Raw genomic sequence first — 19,396 nt, forward strand, 5'->3', positions numbered from 1 at the left:
TCCCACATAGAATTAAGAAGAAATGAGCGAACAAGAGAATAATAACGAGACGATTCAAGATCCTATTGAGGATAATACAACGGAAAATCAAGAAGAGACGATTGAACTTTCTGTTGAAGAGAAATTAAGTGCTGAAGTAGCAGAGGCAAAAGATAAATATGTACGTTTATCAGCAGAATTTGATAATTACAGAAAGCGTACAAGTAAAGAACGTGTTGAATTAATTCAATCTGCTGGAAAAGATGTGATCACAAAACTATTATCAACAGTCGATGATTTTGACAGAGCTTTAAAAGCAATGGAAACAGCAACAGATGTTGAATCAATAAAAACTGGTATAGAGATCGTCAATAATAAATTCAGACAAACTTTAGAACACCAAGGTTTAAAAGAAATGGATGTAGTCGGTAAAGAGTTTGATGCTGATTTACAAGAAGCAATAACGGCTATTCCAGCTCCTACTCCAGATTTGAAAAATAAAGTTATTGATGTTATTGAAAAAGGTTACTATTTAAATGATAAAGTAATCCGTCATGCTAAGGTAATTATAGGTCAATAAGATAAAAAAGATGTCAAAAAGAGATTATTACGATATATTAGGTGTAGCTCGTGGTGCAGATGAAAAAGAAATTAAATCTGCCTACCGTAAACTTGCCGTAAAGTATCACCCGGATAAAAACCCTGGTGATCATGAAGCTGAAGAAAAATTTAAAGAGGCTGCTGAAGCATATGATGTATTAAGCAATCCTCAGAAAAAACAACGCTATGATCAATTTGGTCATGCGGGTAGCTCTGCTTCCGGAGGCGGTTATGGTGGTGGCATGAATATGGATGACATATTTAGCCAATTTGGAGATATATTTGGTGGAGGTGGTCATCCTTTCGAAAGTTTCTTCGGTGGCGGTGGCGGAGGCTCAAGAGGAGGCCGTCGTGTTGCTAAAGGAACAAATCTTCGCATTAAAGTAAAATTAACACTCGAAGAAATTGCTAAAGGTGTTGAGAAAAAAGTAAAAGTAAATAAACAAGTAAACTGTCATACCTGCGATGGTAGTGGTGCAAAAGATAAATCATCTTTCCACACTTGTAATACTTGTGGCGGCTCAGGATCTGTTCGCCGCGTAACCAATACAATCTTAGGCCAGATGCAAACTACAAGCACTTGTCCTACTTGTAATGGTGAAGGGGTAGAAATTACCGCAAAGTGTACTACATGTAGAGGTGAAGGATTAGAAAGAGGTGAAGAAACAATTGCGATCAACATTCCGGCTGGTGTAAGTGAAGGTATGCAGCTTTCAATGAGTGGAAAAGGGAACGCAGCTCCTCGCGGAGGTGTTGCCGGTGATCTAATTATCCTCATTGAAGAAATTCCTCATGAAGCATTAAAAAGAGATGGTCTAAATATTATTTATGACCTATATATTAATTTTGTAGATGCTACATTAGGAACAAGCGTTGAAGTTCCAACGATTGATGGTAAAGCAAAAATTAAAATTGAACCAGGAACCCAGGCCGGCAAGATATTAAGACTAAAAGGAAAAGGTATTCCTGAAGTCAATTCTTACCACAAAGGTGATCAATTGATTTACGTGAATATCTGGACGCCTAAAGCGGTCTCATCTGACGAAAAAGAGATTTTACAGAAATTGAAAGAATCACCGAATTTCAAGCCACAACCTGGTAAATCTGAAAAATCATTTTTTGAACGGATCAAAGAATATTTCGACTAGAAATATTAAATAATAAAATAATTATAAGACCATATGTCAGCACTGACATATGGTCTTTTTTTGTGTCATAATAAAAACTGACATTTTATCACAAAAAGTTAAATCAATATAAATATCAAAATATATTATAAATTATTTTTTCATAATGTCAATTTTTAAACCTCTGAAAACGTTTAAATTACGATTAACACAATTTATCAATACATTTCTATGACATTGAAAAATCAATTTGGTATCTATATTGATAATATCAATCAAATAGTCAAAAGGTTTGACTATGGATATTGTAAAAACAAACTTTAAAAAAAATGAAAAAATTATTACTTACTCTAACAGCAGTAGCTGGTCTAACTTTTGCATCTCAAGCACAAGAATTTGGTTTCAAAAAAACTGACTTTATTGTAGAAGGTAATTTCTCAGCAAACACAAAAAATAATAAAACAGCTGAAAAGAAAGAAAACTCATTCAACTTCAACCCATCTGTAGGTTATTTCGTATCTGATAAAGTTGCAGTTGGTTTAGATTTCAACTTTGGAAACTTAAAAGAAACAAACTATTCTGGTACAAACGATACGTACAATAAATCAAGCAACTTTGGAGTTGGTGCTTATGGTCGTTACTACTTTTTAGATTTAGGATCACGTTTTAAAACTTATGCGCAATTGGCAGCTGGTTATCAACAAAGAACTGGAGAAGTTAACAACGGTACAACAACTACAGACATTCCTAAAGTTAAAGGATTTGGTGCTGGCGCTGGTTTAGGGATGAATTACTTCGTTACTGAAAACATCGCGATCAACTTTGGTTTAACAGACTTATTATCTTTTGGTACAGCTAAAGAAGATGGAGGTAAATCTTCAAACGAATTCAATGCTAACATCAACAGTTTTAACAACTTTTTTGATACAGCTAAATTTGGTTTAACTTTCAAATTCTAATCATATTTGAAAATAAAGAAAGAAAGGTCCGTCTCAATATAGACGGACCTTTCTTTTTTAAACATAGCGCTTGATGATACGCAGCTTATGCGTGTATTTATTCCAATCCCTATTAAATATTCCCTCTTGATCCATCCTATCTATTCGAACACGGGAAGAAGCGTGAATAATGGTTTCAGAGTCCAGCATAATACCAACATGATTTATCCTACCTTCTTCATTATCAAAAAAAGCAAGATCACCAACTTGAATCTCTGACAAAAAGTCAACTGTCTGCCCTAATTCAACCTGTTGATAAGCATCCCTTGGTAAGGAAATACCAAAGGATTGATAAATCAATTGTGAGAAACCGGAGCAATCAATTCCAAATTTAGATCGCCCTCCCCAAAGATAGGGTACCTCCCAGTATTGCTTTGCGAGTATTGCAACCTGCTCGATGAAGTCTTCTTGCTCAAAATGCAGTTCAATTGCATTAAGCTCTACTAAATGATCTACTCCAATATAAGGAAAATCCTTTCGTACAATAGTTCCATGTAAAAGCTGTATACAAAGATCATTATTGATAAGATGCCCCCCAGCAAAACCGATCTTTATCTTACTTAACGACTGGTATTCCTCATACTGATCATCTGTTATTGCTAAAAATTGTCCATTCTGTATCCAACCGACATAAGAGTCCATTTCAGTACGAACTTTTGTCCAATCCTTTGATTTCGTCAGTATTTCGAAAGCTTCTCCAAACAGCAATTGTGAAACCATTTCACTCCGATGTGATTCCTCCGCCCGCAATGGTACAATTGTTAAATTACATATTCCAAATTCCATATTTCTAAAACAAAAAACCGTATATTCAAGTTATTAATATGTACGAATATAAACTTTAATATCAGAACCATGGATACCAATGTTGTAAAAATAACCAGAATATTAGTTGCTGTGGACGATGAACCATGTTCACATAAAGCGATTTCCTATGCTAAAGAAATGGTTAAAAAATTTGAAGCTTCAGTAGCTTTAGTGACGGTTACCTCTCCCACTTCTCCTGCCAGCTATGGTGCAGATCCGCTGTTAGGTCAACAACCAATCATCATACCCGAAGTATCGGAAATAGAGCAGCAGAATGCTCAAAAATACTTAGAAGAACTAGGACAAGAGTTTGAAGGCGCTAATGAAGTTTTCTTATTCAATAGAATAGGCTCGGTAAAAGAAGAGATATTGGCCACTTCTCATGAGTGGTCAGCTGATCTCATCGTAATGGGATCAAATGGTAGAACAGGGTTTGATCATTTTATCTCGGGCTCCGTTTCTGAAGCTGTAATTAGAAAAGCAACATGTCCTGTGCTCGTTGTACCGGGTAAATGTGAATAAGCTAATTCAAAGCTAATAGTTCTATCATAATAAAAGCCATTTGCGATATGCAAATGGCTTTTATTATGATAAATTTCTTATTTTATTAAAGTTTGATTAAACGAGCAACAAACATACTATCTGCCTTTTCATAATATCCTTTTAATACCTTATAAGAATGGAGACTATACCCCAGTTCTTTTTGGATATAAGCAATCACCTCCTCATTTTCTTTCTCAAAAACAGAACAAGTGATGTATACCAACGGTTTACCCACTTTCAAATGCAATGAAACATTTTTAGCAATTTCTTTTTGCAGTGTGGCAAACTCATCGATCTTCTTTGCATTAAAGTAACTCATATTTTCAGGGCTACGACCCCAAGTTCCTGAACCTGTGCATGGAGCATCTAAAATAATTCCATCAAAAAGCTCAGCACCCAAAATAGGCGTAGTATCTTTCGTTAAATCAACTATTTTTTTTCGATAAGCTTTTATACCTGCCCTTTCAAAACGTTCATCTAAATTGCGCAGAATACTCATACGAACATCTGAAACCAATAAATTAATAGTTGGATGCTTATCTAGAAACAATAAGGCCTTACCACCAGAAGCGGCACAGGCATCCCACCAATTTTCTTTCGGCAAAGCATCCATAAATTCAAGGGTGCGCTGAGAAGAAAGATCTTGCACTTCGATTACACCGTCGAGATCCTTAAACCGCTGTAGTGAAGTTCCATTTGCTAAAGCAACAGTTTGTTCCGTTATAAATTTATAACCGATCTGTTCCGCTTCAAAAATAGCTTTCACAAACTTTTCCTTACCTTTTCTAATCCGAATAAATAAGTCAGGTTGCAAGAATTGATTTTGTATAAAATCAACCTGATCTATCGCAGATGAAAGGTAATTTTTAAAAGGAAAAATGGTATCAAGCTCCAATAATTCTAATTTTTTTAAAAAAGCTATTTTTTCTTCCAGTGATAGGCTTAAATTCCAATCAGGTTCAAATAAAGCGACAAATGGACTTTCTGTTTCACATAAGTACTCCGCAATGATTAATCTTTTTTGTTGAGAAAGCTGCGTTGCCCCCTTACCCAATCGAAAATAATTATAACACAAACGGGAAGTCCATTTTCTGTCCTTTGACCCCATTTGCTTATTAAGTTTAAAAAAGGATGTTAGATAACGAGCAAACGGCTCATTCCCTTCATAACCATCCATTGCTCTTTCAAAATTACGAATTTGCTGCTGTACTCTTTTTTCACTAAAATCACTCATCTTTACTTCCTATCAAAACTATTATTACGATACACCATAAATCGAACCCCTCTATTTACATATCCCCACTCAGGAAAGTAATCAAAACTAAAATCACTATTTATTCCAGAATAGGTTTCCCTAACCAGATGTTGCGCGTAGTCATCGCCATACTTAGCAATTAAGCCTCCAAAATAAATAGCGGCATCGTAACCTTTATAAGAAAAATCTGACGGAATTACCTGAAACTTATTCTTATACTTTTGATTAAATCGTCTTGTTCGCTCAGCATTTTCATCCACTAATGTTGATGTCGTCACGGTCAACTCATAACGATCAATATTCGTGTAATCTTCAAAAGATAATTTTGCCCAATTTGGGTGACCATACAACTTAAAAGCATAACCCGACTCACTGCTTTGCACGTCCATATTTGCTAACAATGCTCTAATCTGATTTCTATTTGTAGTACCACAGACAATATGATTAGTCCCAGCTACAACTAAGTTTTCGTTTAATTCAGCTATAGAAGTCACAACTTTTATTTGCAGACTTTTATTATAGCCCAAAGCCTCAGAAGCAAAGTTATCCAAAAACTGTTTACTATCACCATCTTGTATATTGTAAACCAAAACCACGTCGCCGTAAGCATATTGCTTGGCTACATGCTTCGCCATAATTTCAGAGTGAGCACGAATAGAAGGTGTTAAAGACACTAGATTGGGAATCGCAAACTCGGAAGCCAAAGTTGCCGCTAAAGGTGAAATTTGTAAAATATTTTTCTCTTTAAAGGCTTGTGCAAATGCTTTAATCTCTTTTGGATAAACAGGTCCTACAATTAAATTGGCATTTTTTATAGACGCAGAAGCAGCTAAAGATGTGTTTCTAAAATTATCATCTTCAGAATCTATAACCTTTAAACTAAATTTACTTCCCTTTTCCCCTAATTCTTCCAACCCAAGTTGAAACCCTTGATAAAAATCTAACGCTAAAGCCGATCTTTTAACGTCTTCAGCCGTGGGACGCATACCTGCGATACGGTTTAATTGAAAAGGTAAGAGAAGAGCAATTGATTTTTGATTTTTAAGGTTTTCACTCGCTTTAGCAGCTTCGAGTTTTCTGGCTTCTTCAGCCTGTTCAGCAGCAGTTTTACCGCTATTATTAGAAACAGTACCCTGCTCACCTTTACTAGAAGGTGAGCGAAGTACGCCTATTTTTTTTGTCGTACAGCTTGCAAGACTTAAAGCCAATGCTACTGCAAGAGCAATTTTATTCCCACTCAATCGTCGCTGGTGGTTTTGAACTGATATCATATACAACTCTATTAATGCCTTTGACGTGGTTGATAATTTCATTTGAAATCTTTGCCAACAAATCATAAGGTAAGTGAATCCAATCTGCAGTCATGCCGTCCAATGAACCTACAGCACGTAAACTAACAACATGCTCATATGTACGCTCATCGCCCATCACGCCTACAGAACGAACAGGAAGAAAAATCGTGCCAGCTTGCCAAACTTTATCATACCATCCTGCTTCTTTCAAATTACGGATGTAAATATCATCAGCTTCTTGTACAATACGTACACGATCTTCAGTGATATCTCCTAAGATACGAATAGCTAACCCTGGACCTGGAAAAGGATGTCTGCCTAAAATAGCAGGATCTACACCCAATGTTTTACCAACACGTCTTACTTCGTCTTTAAATAAAGTCTTCAGAGGCTCTACTACTTTCAGCTTCATGTAGTCAGGTAAACCGCCAACATTATGATGCGATTTAATAGTCGCAGAAGGACCCTTAACTGATACCGATTCAATAATATCTGGATAAATAGTACCTTGACCTAACCATTTTGCCTCAATACCTTCAGGTAATTCCTTTTGAATTTCTTTTGCTGCCTCATCGAAAACATCGATAAAAGAATTACCGATAATTTTACGTTTTTGTTCAGGATCAGAAACACCAGCTAAACGACCAAAAAATAATTCTTTTGCGTTTATACCTTTAATGTTAAGTCCCATGTTTTTATATGAATCCAAAACCTGTTCAAATTCACCTTTACGTAACAAACCATGATCAACAAAAATACAATGCAAATTTTTGCCAATGGCTTGATGTAATAAAACAGCTGCAACAGTAGAATCAACTCCTCCTGATAATGCCAAAATTACGTGATCGTCACCTAACTCCGCTTTCAGAGAAGCAACACTTGTTTCAGCAAAAGCATCTGGAGTCCACTCTTGGGCACATCCACAGATCTCAACAACAAAGTTTTTCAATAAAACAACACCATCTGTACTGTGGGTCACCTCTGGATGAAATTGAATACCAAAAGTTCTTGTACCGATAATGTGATAAGCTGCTACACGTACTTTATCTGTACTTGCGATAATTTCAAAGTTTGAAGGAACTTCTTTAATAGTATCACCATGAGACATCCATACTTGAGACTGAACCGGTACACCCGCTAATAATTCATTCTCAGCATTCACAAATTGCAAATTAGCACGTCCATATTCACGGATTTCTGAAGGTAATACTTCACCTCCTGATTTTTGAGCGATATATTGTGCACCATAACAAACACCTAATAAAGGAAAACGCTCTTGAATTGATTTAAAATCAATTTGAGGAGCTTCCTCTTGTCTTACTGAATATGGACTTCCCGAAAGGATTACTCCTTTTACAGTCTCGTCAAATTCAGGTAATTTGTTAAATGGGTGAATTTCACAATACACATTAAGTTCTCTTACACGACGCGCGATTAATTGCGTGTATTGCGAACCAAAGTCAAGAATTATAATTTTTTCTGGCATGGCGCAAAGTTACGCATTTGATATGAATTTATAGAAAGGAAATTTGACTTAAATCTTCTCAAAATACTCATTCTGTATAAAAACACACCCTCTTTTTTATTGCAAAAAAATAATACCTTTTGATCAGGCTTAAATAACATTAATCACTAAAACAGTTTTCCCATGCTGCTTTAAATTTTGAAGAAAATCTATAATCTTCCTTTTCCAAAGTTTCTAGTAGCTGTTTTTTTGCCTCATATTTTGTCTTGATTTTAATGTCCTGAAATAAATCTTTAGACTTATTTTCTTTCCCATCAACGTGATATAAGACTGCTAGACCTACCAAAATATCAACCTCTGCAGGATCAGTAACAAGCGCCCGTTCAAACATTTCAATAGCTTTAGATATTTGATTCAATTCAAATAAAGCATAAGCATAGTTACTTAGAATCATTGTTTGATTTGGATTTTTACGTAAAACCAAATCATAATATTCAGCAGCTTTTGGAAAATTATTAAGAACATCATAGGTCAGTGCCAATGAAGCATATATATCTAGATCAGAATTTCCCAGACTAATTACTTTTAATAGGTCATTTTGCGCCTCTTGATATTTCTTTAAATCAAAAAAGATAGCATATCTATTTTCATAATAAACAGGATTATCACGATCCAATTCAATAGCTTTATCCAAATCCTTCTTTGCAGCTTCCAGCTTATTTAGATCTTGAAATATCAAACCTCTATTATTGTAATACATTGCTGCTTCTGGAGATTTTTTAATTGCGTTCCCAAGAAGCTCAACAGCTCTTAAATTATCTTTTTGACGTTGATAGGCCAAGGCTCCATAAAAGAAAACATCAGCTATAAATCGAGGTTCTTTGATATCTTCTCCACTTACCATGCTATTCTCGAAAAGCTTAAATACATTTATCAATTCATCATCCTTGCGCATCTAATTAAGTAGCTTCAAATAATTATTATAATAACGAGCATTATTTTTTTCCAATTGAAGCACCTTTTGATAATCAGATCTTGCTAATTCGGGTTTTAAATCAAAATAATAAGTATTACCCCTTATATCGTAAAACGAATGATTATCAGGATCTATTGCTATACCCTTCGTGGCAGTTTCAATAATAGCTGCATTTCTTTTCAGTGCAATTAAGATGTAGCATTTCACTTCGTAATAAGCACTAGTCTCCTTATTTTTAGCGATTAAGCTATTGATAACTTTTAAAGCTTCTTCATGCTGTTCAGACTTGTTAAGATTCCATGCTAATTCATACTTATCATCGCTAGAAATGGTCGAAGTATTTTCTTCGGTCTCTACTGCAGTCTCCGCCTCCTGTGCGTAGACCACACAGCCTGTCCCTAGCATACTTGCTAATAGTAGAGTACTCACTACATTCATTGTTATCTATTTTATATTTTAAATTTACAATTTCTTCTTTATGAATAATCACGATTAATCACTTAAATATATAAAAAAAAGCTTCAGACCTTTCGATCTGAAGCTTTTCAATATGCCGATATGTGAGAATTATCTAATAATTCCAGCCTTAATTAATTCGGCTTCCATCTCTTGTTGTAATTTCAAAGCCTCTTCTCTTGCTTTCTCCGCAAAATCATGTCCTTTTGAAGCATAGATAATACCTCTTGTGCTATTTACTAAAAGACCACAATCCTTATTCATTCCATATTGACAGACATCTTGAAGAGAACCTCCCTGCGCTCCAACACCCGGAACTAAAAGGAAATGATCGGGAGCATGCTCACGAATCTTAATAAAACCTTCACCACGGGTCGCACCTACTACATACATCAGGTTTTCAATTGTTCCCCATGTATTCACTTTATCAATGACTTGCTCAAATAACTGCAAACCTGATTCATTCTTAAAATTTTGAAAATCCAGACTTCCTGCATTTGATGTCAATGCCAGTACAATTGCCCATTTTCCATCAAAATCCAAAAAGGGAGTAACAGAATCATTTCCCATATATGGTGCTATCGTAATGGAATCAAAACCTAATCCCGATTGCTTTTCATCAAAAAATGCCTGTGCATACATTTTTGATGTATTTCCGATATCACCACGTTTAGCATCAGCAATACTCAAACAGTCTTTAGGTAAAGCCTCCCAAGTTTTTTGCAAAGACTGCCATCCTTTAATACCGTAACTCTCATAAAATGCGATATTCGGTTTGTATGCGACACACAAATCTGATGTAGCATCAATAATGGCTTTATTAAACGTATAAATTGGATCCTCCTCTGCCAGTAGATGCTCAGGTATTTTTGTAATATCTGTATCTAAACCAACACAAAGAAATGATTTTTTTATCTTAATCTGTTGAATAAGTTCTGCTCTAGTCATACCGGTTATTCTGTACTTATTTTTTTGTTAATTCAATTATAAAATCTGAAACTTCCTGGCGAGAATAATCTGCTAAACCTTCATGTTTAGTAGCAATCTCACCATGCTTATTGATAATCAATGTTGTTGGTATAGAACCACCTAACCATTCTTTAGGAATTTGTGAATTTGGATAATAAACAGGTAAATTTAATTGTTTACCCGCCATAAATTTATTTGCCTTCTCAGATTCCCCCTCAATTTCTACAATCAGAAAAACAACTTCACTATTACCTTTCAATCGTTCATATAACGTAGCAATAGAAGGCATTTCTGCAATGCAAGGAGGACACCATGTGGCCCAAAAATTAATGAATACAACTTTACCCTTTAGATCGTTCATGTGCACGATCTCCCCTTTATCATTTTTAAAAGAAATGTTATTATGAACAGAAATCTGCGAATCTAATTTTTCAGGTTCTTCCAATGTTGGTTTAAATAAACCAATTTTCATTAAGCCTTGTTGAAAATAAGCTCTACTTGTTGGCCACAAAAGCAAAAGAATGATAACGACAAATACTGAATTGCCAATTATTTTTTTTGTTTTCGGATTCATGATCGACATTTAAGAATCAAACTTTTCTAACTGTTTAAGCAAAGTCGCAAAATCCTTTGGATATGGGGCTTCAAACTCAAACTTCTTTCCATCAATTGTAAAGTCAACATACCGGGAGTGCAAAGCAAAGCGCTTCATAATTGGTAGTTCCTCTTCATTTTTAGCCAAAGAAAACCCACGTTTTTTAATCTGTGACAAGTATACCGGTTTTCCATGATACATATCATCCCCCACAATTGCAGCTTTCTGTGTGGCTAGATGAATACGAATTTGGTGCATACGGCCTGTAATAGGCTTACATTCGACTAAAGTATAGTGGTTAAAATAACGTATAGAATTAAAAATTGTAGTAGCCGCCTTACCTTTGGCGCGATCTATTGACACATTTTTGCTTCCTTGATTTAAAATGGGTAACTCAACTTTTAAATCCGTAAATGTATGTGTGCCTGCAATGATAGCATGGTATACCTTATTGACACGACGTCTTTCAAATTCAATAGAAACGGAACGGTAGGTCTCAGGATTTTTAGCAATCAGTAATAGTCCAGAAGTTTCCTTATCTAAGCGGTGACAAATCTGCGCATCTGCGTAATATTTTTTTGCTAATCGTAAAATATTGATCTCTCCTCCTTCACGTTCATCTAACGAAGCAATGAAAGGGGGTTTATTGATAACAATCAAATTATCATCTTCAAAAACAATTAGATCGGAAAATTTTGGAAATTTAAATAAGCGAGTTTCGTTTTCTCTCATCCTGCAAAAATAGTAAAATCAAAGCAATTTAATCTGCTAATTACCAAACTATCATTTTAAAATCAATAATTAATGACCTTAATTCAACGAATTTCTCTAATTTTGGTTAATTTAAACAAATCAGTAATGTCTGTAAATAAAGAAATAAAACGTATCACTACAGTACAGGTACAGGAAATGAAACATCGTCATGAAAAAATCGCGATGTTAACAGGTTATGATTTCACCATGGCAAAAGCACTTGATGAAGGTGGCATCGATATCATTTTAGTAGGCGACTCCGCTGCGAACGTATTTGCAGGCTATGAAACAACACTGCCCATCACCTTAGACCAGATGATCTACCACGCGGCATCTGTTGTAAGAGGTACAACTAGAGCAATGGTTGTAGTAGATCTTCCTTTCGGCGAATATCAGGGAAGTATCGATCAAGCCTATTTATCTGCAGTACGTGTCATGAAAGAGTCGGGAGCACACGCCCTTAAATTGGAAGGTGGTCTAGAAATCATTGACAACATTAAGAAAATTATAAATGCGGGAATACCAGTTTGTGGACATCTGGGATTAACACCACAAGCAATTAATAAATTTGGAAATTTTGGTGTTCGTGCTAAAGATGATAATGAAGCCGAAAAATTAAAGGCCGATGCGCTAGCACTGCAAGAAGCAGGTTGTTTTGCCATCGTGTTGGAAAAAATACCAGCAGCACTTGCTGCCGAAGTAAGTGCAAGTTTAGCGATACCGACTATTGGTATAGGCGCTGGTAACCAATGTGACGGACAAGTTCTAGTTGTCAATGATATGCTAGGTATGACAAAAGGCTTTAAACCTAAGTTTTTAAGACAATATGCACAATTATATCAAGAAATAACAGGAGCTGTAGGACAATATGTAGCTGATGTAAAATCAGTTAATTATCCAAATGATAATGAACAGTATTAACATATAAACTGTCATGACCAAAGTTATATTAATAGTTGGACTTATTTTATTTTTATTGTACTACATCAGTAAAAAGCTGTCCGCGTCATTTACCGCAACCAATAGTCCAGCTATTATTGTAAAAAATGGTTATCAAAAAATAGATACATCCAAAGTTGTCATAGCAGATACATCTCAAAAGGTAATGAAAAATGTAGGCATAGGAGCAATTTTATTGATTATTATGCTTGCCCTGATAATCAAAATAAAGATTTTACTATTTCTATTTCCAATATCAATATACATGATTGGTTATCTTTTTCTTTTTAAGAATCATTTAAAGAAAACGAGCAGTCAAGTAATTTGGTATAATAAGCAAACTGAAGATGTAATCATTGAATCTATGACAAAAGACCCTTATCACTTTAATTTGTTACGAGATGTTAAGGCAGTGCAACAAATTGAATCAATCCAAAATACAAAAGGATTATTATTTGGGTACTTTAGAATAAAAACACAAAAAGAGATTATAGAGATTCCTTATTTAGTTTTTCAAAATAATCCAAGCAATCATTTATTTTTTGATTCTCTACAAAAGAATTTTAAAATAGATATTCAAAAGAAGATATTTCCGATCATCTAAGACCAGTTATAAATCTGGTATATAATGAAGATCGAAAGAGCAATTTCTTAAAATGTATTATAAAAAAAGCTTCTATCCTATTTGGTTAGAAGCTTTTTTATCGTACTACGATAGGTTAAAAATCATCCTCAATAATCTCTGCAACTCGACCGATCTGCCCATCCATCAAGCGAACCTTAATCCCTCTATGATGAAACGGTGCTGATGTCAAAAGATCCTTAACAATACCTTCAGTAAGCTCTCCTGATCGCTGATCTTTTTTCAAGATAATGTTAACCAACATACCTGGTTTAATCGTTGCTCTTGTTTTTCCGTCCATAACTACAAATATCTAAAAATAAAAAGGGTCTTACAAATTAAGTAAGACCCTCCCTTGTATAAACTTTATATTGCTTACTTGAATAATTTAAAAATGTCATTTCCAAAAATAAAGACCATTAGAGCAAGTAAAATAAAGAAACCTACCATCTGTGCCTTCTCTAAGAATTTCTCACTTAATGGTTTTCCTTGAATCATTTCAATCAACAAGAAAACAACATGCCCCCCATCTAATGCCGGTATAGGCAATAAATTCATGAATGCCAAAGCCATAGACAACATACCTACTAATGACCAGAAGCGTACCCAGTCCACTTCAGTACCAAACAACTGCGCAATACCTACAGGACCTGATAAAGCTTTATCGGCACGAATCTCTCCCTTAAATATCTTACCAAATCCTTTTGCATTATCAGTAATAACCGTGAATGCTTTCTTTGCCCCCATTGGCAAAGACTCCATTAAACTATAATGGATCGTAAATGTTTTAATGGTTTGATCCGGATTAACATTGAAACCCAAAATCGCATCAGAAGGCACAACACCTTTTAAAGATTGTTCTTGACCATCTCGTACGATTTTCAGTTCAACTGGTTTTCCAACTTTCGCTTTCAATTGATCTTTAAGCTGATCAAAAAACTGAATTGGCGTATTGTCAACTGCAATGATACTATCGCCTTTAATAAAGCCCATTTTAACAGCTTCTGAACCTGGCTGAGTTCCTGCAACAGAAGTCATCTTCATCCGTGGTTCTATAAACTTCTCATCTTTTTTATCCGCAATAGTATTTAAAATATCCGCTGGAACATGAATTTTTGTATCTACACCAGCACGATTTACAGTCAGATCTACTCCTCCCATTAATAGTTTAGAGCTAATTAAATCTGAATAGTTTTCAATCTTAGTACCATCAATAGCCAAAATACGGTCACCCGCCTGCAAGCCAATTGATTTACCAATTTCTCCAGGTACAATACCATTCACCAATTGATCATTCTTGATATCCGTAGTGCCCATTTTAAATGTTAACATCCAAAACACAACAACACCGACAACGACATTAACAATGATACCACCCAGCATCACAATCAGACGCTGCCAAGCTGGTTTTGAACGAAACTCCCATTCTTGAGGCTCTCCACTCAATTGCTCAGTATCCATGGATTCGTCAATCATACCAGCAATTTTAACATAGCCACCTAAAGGCAACCAGCCAATACCATATTCACAGTCTTTATATTTGAATTTAAATAATTTGACACCCCATGCATCAAAAAATAAATAAAATTTTTCTACTTTAATTCCAAAAGCGCGTGCCGCTAAAAAATGGCCCAACTCATGCAATACGATCAAAATTGACAAGCCCAATATGACTTGTGCCACCATAATTAAAACACCCATGTATCTTCTTCTATAATTATTTACTTAATTGATTATTTCTTGCGCAACTCTCCTTGCAGCATAATCGGACTCAATATAGTCATCTAGACTTGGTCTCGCAAGATAATTTACTTTTTGCAATACAGTTTCAATCACATCACTCATTCCTAAGAAACTAATCTTATCCTTCAAAAATGCATCGACAACGACTTCATTTGCTGCGTTGAGTACACAGGCACTATTCCCTCCCTTTCGTAAAGAATCATAAGCTAATGCCAAATTTCTAAAAGTTTCCAAATCTGGCTTTTCGAAAGTTAATTCTGGATAATCCATAAAATTAAACCGTTCAAAAGTATTCTTTAAACGATTTGGATAAGACAGGGCATACTGTATCGGTAACTTCATATCTGGCAATCCGAGTTGTGCTTTTAAAGATCCATCTTGAAACTGTACAAGCGAATGTACAATGGACTGAGGATGTACAATTACATCAACTTGGTCTACTTTCAGATCAAAAAGCCATTTTGCTTCGATTACTTCAAGTCCTTTATTCATTAATGAAGCCGAGTCAATCGTAATCTTAGCACCCATTACCCAATTCGGATGTTTCAAAGCATGTTCCTTTGTTACGGAAGTCAATATCGAACGGTCCTTTCCACGAAAAGGTCCTCCAGAGGCAGTGATATATATTTTTTCAATCGGATTAGCTTCTTCACCGACCAAACATTGGAAAATCGCTGAATGCTCCGAGTCGACTGGCAACATCTTAACTTGATATTGAGAAGCTAAGCTCATCACCAATTCACCCGCAACAACCAGTGTTTCTTTGTTAGCTAGTGCGATATCCTTACCGCAGGAAATAGCCTTAACAGTAGGTCTGAGTCCAGCAGCACCTACAATGGCATTCAAAACAACATCAACCGACTCAAACTGTACCACTTCTTCTAAAGCCTGCATACCTGAGTAAACCGCAATTTGAGTATGTCCTAATTTTGATTTAACAAAATCAACTTGTTCTTCATTGATAATAACAACAGCGTCAGGCAAAAATTCTAATGCCTGCGCTACTAACAAAGTAGCATTTGAACCGCAGGTCAATACTACAACATGAAAAAGATCAGGAAAGGCGCGTACCACATCTAAGGTTTGTGTACCTATACTACCCGTTGAACCTAAAACCGCAATTCCTTTTTTATTCAAAATCAAAATTATTTATTAAAATATATTACTTAAAATACTCGGATCTTCACTACCCTTATATTCTTGAACCATATCTCGGTAAGCAACTGTATAGACAACAGAAGTTAACGGGATAATTAAAAATGAATTTATTAAACTAAATATAATTGCCATAATGGAATACTCCATATAAACACAATAAATATTTAATACACTAATAAAAGCTAAACTCAATAAAATTAAAAATAAACGAATTATATTTCCTTTCGTAATCGCCAGACTCCAACGCAAAGACTTCATGACACTAATTCCTTTATCAATAATAAAAAAAGGAAAGAATGAGATACGAAGCAATATAAAGAAGGATAAGATTGCTCCTACATTTGGTACGATCTCAAATGATACCACCTCCGTATCTATACCCATATAGATAAGGGGGAAACAAACAATCATAGCAAAAAAAAGAATCAATATAGAAGCTAATGTAAAAACGACAATTCCACCTAAAAAATTAATTAATTCTGCCCAGGAAGGCCATGTTTTAACAACACCCACATGCTCTTTATGATCCAATAAATTCAAAATAAATTTAAACAGAAACAATTGTAAGCCCAATAAAGTTACAGCAAATAACAGCATCAAAGGAATTTTGAGAAGTATACTTGAGGTCTCCAAATAAAAAGTTAATTCATGAGCAACAACAAACAATAAAAAAATAGACAATAACAATCCCCCTATTGAGAAATAATGTCCCTTTAGTATATGAATTGATCTGCTTAAAACTTCATTAACAGCAAAAGTGCTCTCCTTGAGAAACTGAATCATCGAAATAAAAATAAATTACACAAAGATGAAATAATTTTTGGTTATCAACAATTTAACAACTCAATATTTCATCTTTTTTTACACACAAAAGATAGCAAAACAAAAAAGCCTTCTCAAATAATATTCTGAGAAGGCTTTAGTTATAGGTACACCTCTATTTAAAGTCCTTTGGAACCGGTTTTTCTAATAAATACTGATAGTAAAAACGTACACGTTCTTTAAAATCATATGCATTTTTAGATCTTTCAAATCCGTGACGACTACCAGGATAAATCATCAACTCGAAAGGTACAGAACGATCGGTCAAAGCATCAACCAATTGCATGGTATTTTGCAAATGCACATTATCGTCCATATCGCCATGCATAATTCTCAAAACACCTTTGTAATTATCCGTATAAGTTAAGACAGAGCCATTTTTATATCCCTCTGCATTATCTTGTGGCGTATCCATCCAACGCTCTGTGTAATGGGTATCATACAACTCCCATGATGTCACAGGAGCACCAGCTATCCCAAAATCAAAAACATCTGCGGCTTTAGTCATTGCTAAACATGTCATATAACCGCCATAACTATGGCCAGTAATCAAAAATTTATTTTTAGCTACCCAAGGTTTTGCTTTAAACCATTTCGCAACGGTAGAATAATCTATAATTTCCCAGTGCCCCAGATTGCGATGCATAAGTGCTACGCCCTGTTTTCCAAATTGTCCAGATGCACGATGATCAGCCGACACTTGAATAACGCCCTCATTAGCCCAATATTGACTTCTTGTACCTTTCCATGTATCTTTCACAGTACCTGCGTCAGGACCACCATATATACTGAAAATAACAGGGTATTCTTTCGCTTCATCAAAATCCGTCGGATAAGTCACGACAACAGGTAAATCATACTGTCCATCATCAGACTTTATAGTAAAGTATTTTGTCTCACCAAATTTATAGGTATTAAAATCCGATGCTCTACTATCAGCCAGTTCTTTCACAATTTTACCCTTATTGTCAACTAGTGCTACCTTATTAGGTGTGCTTACGTTAGAATAATTAGTTATGAAATAATGTCCGTCAGGAGATACTTTTACATCATGCGAATAATCACCAAATGTCAGTCTTTTCATATTCTTACCTGAAAAGTCAACACGATATAGATCATAACGTGCCGAATTCTCTTTACGTGCCATGAAGTAAACTACTTTTGCCTTCTCATCGATATACTCTAATGAAGTCACCTGCCAATCACCCGATGTAATTGGATTTAATAACTTACCATCTAAAGTATAAAGATAATAATGAGCCCAGCCTGTCTTATCTGATTTTAATATATAGTGTTTGTTATCGGCCAGATAGGTGATGCGCTCTTCATGATCTAAATTAATCCACGAAGATTGTTTTTCATCATAAATTTCTTTCTTAGCCCCAGAATTAGGATCAACTTGATAAAATTTCAAATTATTCTGATCACGATTCATCCATTGAACCATGATGTTTTTACTATCAAAACTCCAATAAGGTTGGCCAAAATATTGATCATCCTTTTCGTTAAAATCAGACCAGGTCACTTCTCCACCAATAGCATTTACAAAACCGACCTTAACTTCTGGATTTGGATCTCCAGCTTTAGGATAACGCGTTTCTTCTAGATAACCGTGTTGACCTTTCGACACATAAATTGGAAACATAGGCACCTTTGTATCATCAAAGCGCATAAAAGCCAACTTCTTACTATCTGGCGACCACCAAAAAGCTTTATAATTAGTTGATCTTCCTAAGATCTCCTCATAATACACCCACGATGACCAACCATTGTAGATAACATCTGTACCATCGGTAGTATAACGAATTTCCTTGCCTGTCGTTAAATCAATCGCATACAAATCACTTTTACGTGTAAAAGCAACAAGTTTGCCATCTGGCGAAAGTGTTGGGTTTTGCTCTGCAACATCAGGCGAGCTTGTCAACTGTTTAGCAGCTTGACTACCGTCCTGAATAAAAATATCATTTTTTGAAATGTATACTTTGACAGATGATTTAGCCGGAATTACGTACAGTTCACGTTTACCACTTTTCAAATCAACTTGATACGTTTTACCATCTTGAGCATCACGCTCTAGATAAGCTACATTGTTTGCCCAGCCAGGATAGCCGTTCACATTTTGTGTTAATGAATTTCGATTTCCCCAAGATTGATCAAAATCCAATCGTTTTTGTTGCGCCTGAACTGTAGATTCTGATACCAGAATAAAAGCCGTAAGACTTAGCGCGGTAATTAATTTACTCATTTAAATATGAAGATTATCTAAGTTTGAGCACTAATATAGGAAATTGCCCCTA

At 35.2% G+C, this 19,396-nt stretch carries 20 protein-coding genes; 6 read left to right on the top strand and 14 right to left on the bottom strand.

Annotated features, from left to right (window positions below; all coding sequences use genetic code 11):
* The first annotated feature begins 22 nt into the window (after positions 1–22).
* From ACFS6I_RS02300 to ACFS6I_RS02310, 3 genes are all read left to right on the top strand, one after another.
* On the top strand, positions 23–559 hold the full coding sequence (locus ACFS6I_RS02300) for a nucleotide exchange factor GrpE (protein ID WP_021192238.1): 537 nt from the start codon (positions 23–25) through the stop codon (positions 557–559).
* Positions 560–569: 10 nt separating this feature from the next.
* The gene (dnaJ, locus tag ACFS6I_RS02305; RefSeq protein WP_021192239.1) at positions 570–1,727 is read left to right on the top strand and encodes a molecular chaperone DnaJ; all 1,158 of its coding nucleotides are present in this window, start codon (positions 570–572) and stop codon (positions 1,725–1,727) included.
* A gap of 308 nt (positions 1,728–2,035) precedes the next feature.
* The gene (locus ACFS6I_RS02310) at positions 2,036–2,665 is read left to right on the top strand and encodes an outer membrane beta-barrel protein (protein WP_380917911.1); all 630 of its coding nucleotides are present in this window, start codon (positions 2,036–2,038) and stop codon (positions 2,663–2,665) included.
* A 57-nt stretch (positions 2,666–2,722) separates the two neighbouring features.
* Here the strand turns inward: ACFS6I_RS02310 and ACFS6I_RS02315 are convergent, their stop codons facing one another.
* A complete protein-coding gene (locus ACFS6I_RS02315) occupies positions 2,723–3,490 on the bottom strand; it encodes a C40 family peptidase (protein WP_380917913.1) in 768 nt (255 codons plus the stop codon).
* Positions 3,491–3,559: 69 nt separating this feature from the next.
* Here ACFS6I_RS02315 and ACFS6I_RS02320 point away from each other — a divergent pair, with 69 nt between their 5' ends.
* Positions 3,560–4,033: a universal stress protein gene (locus tag ACFS6I_RS02320; RefSeq protein WP_132772813.1), complete on the top strand. Its 474-nt coding sequence runs from the start codon at positions 3,560–3,562 to the stop codon at positions 4,031–4,033.
* A gap of 85 nt (positions 4,034–4,118) precedes the next feature.
* Here the strand turns inward: ACFS6I_RS02320 and ACFS6I_RS02325 are convergent, their stop codons facing one another.
* The 8 genes from ACFS6I_RS02325 to ACFS6I_RS02360 form a co-directional block, all read right to left on the bottom strand.
* Positions 4,119–5,288 (bottom strand): RsmB/NOP family class I SAM-dependent RNA methyltransferase, encoded by a 1,170-nt coding sequence (locus tag ACFS6I_RS02325; protein ID WP_380917915.1) that lies wholly within the window; start codon positions 5,286–5,288, stop codon positions 4,119–4,121.
* Between the two features lie 2 nt (positions 5,289–5,290).
* The gene (locus tag ACFS6I_RS02330) at positions 5,291–6,580 is read right to left on the bottom strand and encodes an ABC transporter substrate-binding protein (protein ID WP_380917917.1); all 1,290 of its coding nucleotides are present in this window, start codon (positions 6,578–6,580) and stop codon (positions 5,291–5,293) included.
* A complete protein-coding gene (guaA, locus tag ACFS6I_RS02335; RefSeq protein WP_132772818.1) occupies positions 6,537–8,087 on the bottom strand; it encodes a glutamine-hydrolyzing GMP synthase in 1,551 nt (516 codons plus the stop codon). The genes ACFS6I_RS02330 and guaA overlap by 44 nt, the downstream gene beginning before the upstream one ends.
* A gap of 139 nt (positions 8,088–8,226) precedes the next feature.
* Positions 8,227–9,003 carry a tetratricopeptide repeat protein gene (locus ACFS6I_RS02340; protein WP_380917920.1) on the bottom strand — a complete coding sequence of 259 codons (777 nt, stop codon included), beginning with the start codon at positions 9,001–9,003 and terminating at the stop codon, positions 8,227–8,229.
* 18 nt (positions 9,004–9,021) lie between these two features.
* A complete protein-coding gene (locus ACFS6I_RS02345; RefSeq protein ID WP_380917922.1) occupies positions 9,022–9,480 on the bottom strand; it encodes a tetratricopeptide repeat protein in 459 nt (152 codons plus the stop codon).
* A 129-nt stretch (positions 9,481–9,609) separates the two neighbouring features.
* On the bottom strand, positions 9,610–10,446 hold the full coding sequence (pyrF, locus tag ACFS6I_RS02350; protein WP_380917924.1) for an orotidine-5'-phosphate decarboxylase: 837 nt from the start codon (positions 10,444–10,446) through the stop codon (positions 9,610–9,612).
* A gap of 16 nt (positions 10,447–10,462) precedes the next feature.
* Positions 10,463–11,041: a TlpA family protein disulfide reductase gene (locus ACFS6I_RS02355; RefSeq protein ID WP_380917926.1), complete on the bottom strand. Its 579-nt coding sequence runs from the start codon at positions 11,039–11,041 to the stop codon at positions 10,463–10,465.
* A 9-nt stretch (positions 11,042–11,050) separates the two neighbouring features.
* A complete protein-coding gene (locus ACFS6I_RS02360; protein ID WP_021192251.1) occupies positions 11,051–11,794 on the bottom strand; it encodes an RluA family pseudouridine synthase in 744 nt (247 codons plus the stop codon).
* A 126-nt stretch (positions 11,795–11,920) separates the two neighbouring features.
* Between ACFS6I_RS02360 and panB the strand changes: the two genes are divergently transcribed.
* Together panB and ACFS6I_RS02370 are read left to right on the top strand one after the other, a co-directional pair.
* Positions 11,921–12,736 (top strand): 3-methyl-2-oxobutanoate hydroxymethyltransferase, encoded by an 816-nt coding sequence (panB, locus tag ACFS6I_RS02365; protein ID WP_021192252.1) that lies wholly within the window; start codon positions 11,921–11,923, stop codon positions 12,734–12,736.
* A 13-nt stretch (positions 12,737–12,749) separates the two neighbouring features.
* Entirely contained in the window at positions 12,750–13,358 is a 609-nt protein-coding gene (locus ACFS6I_RS02370; protein ID WP_380917928.1) for a hypothetical protein, read from the top strand.
* Between the two features lie 115 nt (positions 13,359–13,473).
* On the opposite strand, the gene ACFS6I_RS02375 is transcribed toward ACFS6I_RS02370, so the two are convergent.
* From ACFS6I_RS02375 to ACFS6I_RS02395, 5 genes are all read right to left on the bottom strand, one after another.
* Positions 13,474–13,677, bottom strand: coding sequence for a YwbE family protein (locus ACFS6I_RS02375; protein WP_021192254.1), 204 nt, complete (start codon positions 13,675–13,677; stop codon positions 13,474–13,476).
* A 74-nt stretch (positions 13,678–13,751) separates the two neighbouring features.
* Positions 13,752–15,077, bottom strand: coding sequence for an RIP metalloprotease RseP (gene rseP / locus ACFS6I_RS02380; RefSeq protein WP_380917929.1), 1,326 nt, complete (start codon positions 15,075–15,077; stop codon positions 13,752–13,754).
* Between the two features lie 24 nt (positions 15,078–15,101).
* Positions 15,102–16,256 (bottom strand): 1-deoxy-D-xylulose-5-phosphate reductoisomerase, encoded by a 1,155-nt coding sequence (locus ACFS6I_RS02385; protein WP_380917930.1) that lies wholly within the window; start codon positions 16,254–16,256, stop codon positions 15,102–15,104.
* Positions 16,257–16,271: 15 nt separating this feature from the next.
* Positions 16,272–17,060, bottom strand: a complete 789-nt coding sequence (locus ACFS6I_RS02390; protein WP_380917932.1) for a beta-carotene 15,15'-monooxygenase — start codon at positions 17,058–17,060, stop codon at positions 16,272–16,274.
* A 154-nt stretch (positions 17,061–17,214) separates the two neighbouring features.
* Positions 17,215–19,344, bottom strand: a complete 2,130-nt coding sequence (locus tag ACFS6I_RS02395) for a S9 family peptidase (protein WP_380917934.1) — start codon at positions 19,342–19,344, stop codon at positions 17,215–17,217.
* Positions 19,345–19,396 lie beyond the last annotated feature (52 nt).

Source organism: Sphingobacterium anhuiense (genome assembly GCF_042686355.1).
Classification (GTDB): Bacteria; Bacteroidota; Bacteroidia; order Sphingobacteriales; family Sphingobacteriaceae; genus Sphingobacterium; species Sphingobacterium anhuiense.

Excerpts from the sequence above, each read along its gene's own strand:
- ACFS6I_RS02300 (WP_021192238.1), top strand. The coding sequence starts at position 23 with ATGAGCGAACAAGAGAATAATAACGAGACGATTCAAGATCCTATTGAG.
- dnaJ (WP_021192239.1), top strand. The coding sequence starts at position 570 with ATGTCAAAAAGAGATTATTACGATATATTAGGTGTAGCTCGTGGTGCA.
- ACFS6I_RS02310 (WP_380917911.1), top strand. The coding sequence starts at position 2,036 with ATGAAAAAATTATTACTTACTCTAACAGCAGTAGCTGGTCTAACTTTT.
- ACFS6I_RS02315 (WP_380917913.1), bottom strand. The coding sequence starts at position 3,490 with ATGGAATTTGGAATATGTAATTTAACAATTGTACCATTGCGGGCGGAG.
- ACFS6I_RS02320 (WP_132772813.1), top strand. The coding sequence starts at position 3,560 with ATGGATACCAATGTTGTAAAAATAACCAGAATATTAGTTGCTGTGGAC.
- ACFS6I_RS02325 (WP_380917915.1), bottom strand. The coding sequence starts at position 5,288 with ATGAGTGATTTTAGTGAAAAAAGAGTACAGCAGCAAATTCGTAATTTT.
- ACFS6I_RS02330 (WP_380917917.1), bottom strand. The coding sequence starts at position 6,580 with ATGATATCAGTTCAAAACCACCAGCGACGATTGAGTGGGAATAAAATT.
- guaA (WP_132772818.1), bottom strand. The coding sequence starts at position 8,087 with ATGCCAGAAAAAATTATAATTCTTGACTTTGGTTCGCAATACACGCAA.
- ACFS6I_RS02345 (WP_380917922.1), bottom strand. The coding sequence starts at position 9,480 with ATGAATGTAGTGAGTACTCTACTATTAGCAAGTATGCTAGGGACAGGC.
- pyrF (WP_380917924.1), bottom strand. The coding sequence starts at position 10,446 with ATGACTAGAGCAGAACTTATTCAACAGATTAAGATAAAAAAATCATTT.
- ACFS6I_RS02355 (WP_380917926.1), bottom strand. The coding sequence starts at position 11,041 with ATGAATCCGAAAACAAAAAAAATAATTGGCAATTCAGTATTTGTCGTT.
- ACFS6I_RS02360 (WP_021192251.1), bottom strand. The coding sequence starts at position 11,794 with ATGAGAGAAAACGAAACTCGCTTATTTAAATTTCCAAAATTTTCCGAT.
- panB (WP_021192252.1), top strand. The coding sequence starts at position 11,921 with ATGTCTGTAAATAAAGAAATAAAACGTATCACTACAGTACAGGTACAG.
- ACFS6I_RS02370 (WP_380917928.1), top strand. The coding sequence starts at position 12,750 with ATGACCAAAGTTATATTAATAGTTGGACTTATTTTATTTTTATTGTAC.
- ACFS6I_RS02375 (WP_021192254.1), bottom strand. The coding sequence starts at position 13,677 with ATGGACGGAAAAACAAGAGCAACGATTAAACCAGGTATGTTGGTTAAC.
- rseP (WP_380917929.1), bottom strand. The coding sequence starts at position 15,077 with ATGGGTGTTTTAATTATGGTGGCACAAGTCATATTGGGCTTGTCAATT.
- ACFS6I_RS02390 (WP_380917932.1), bottom strand. The coding sequence starts at position 17,060 with ATGATTCAGTTTCTCAAGGAGAGCACTTTTGCTGTTAATGAAGTTTTA.
- ACFS6I_RS02395 (WP_380917934.1), bottom strand. The coding sequence starts at position 19,344 with ATGAGTAAATTAATTACCGCGCTAAGTCTTACGGCTTTTATTCTGGTA.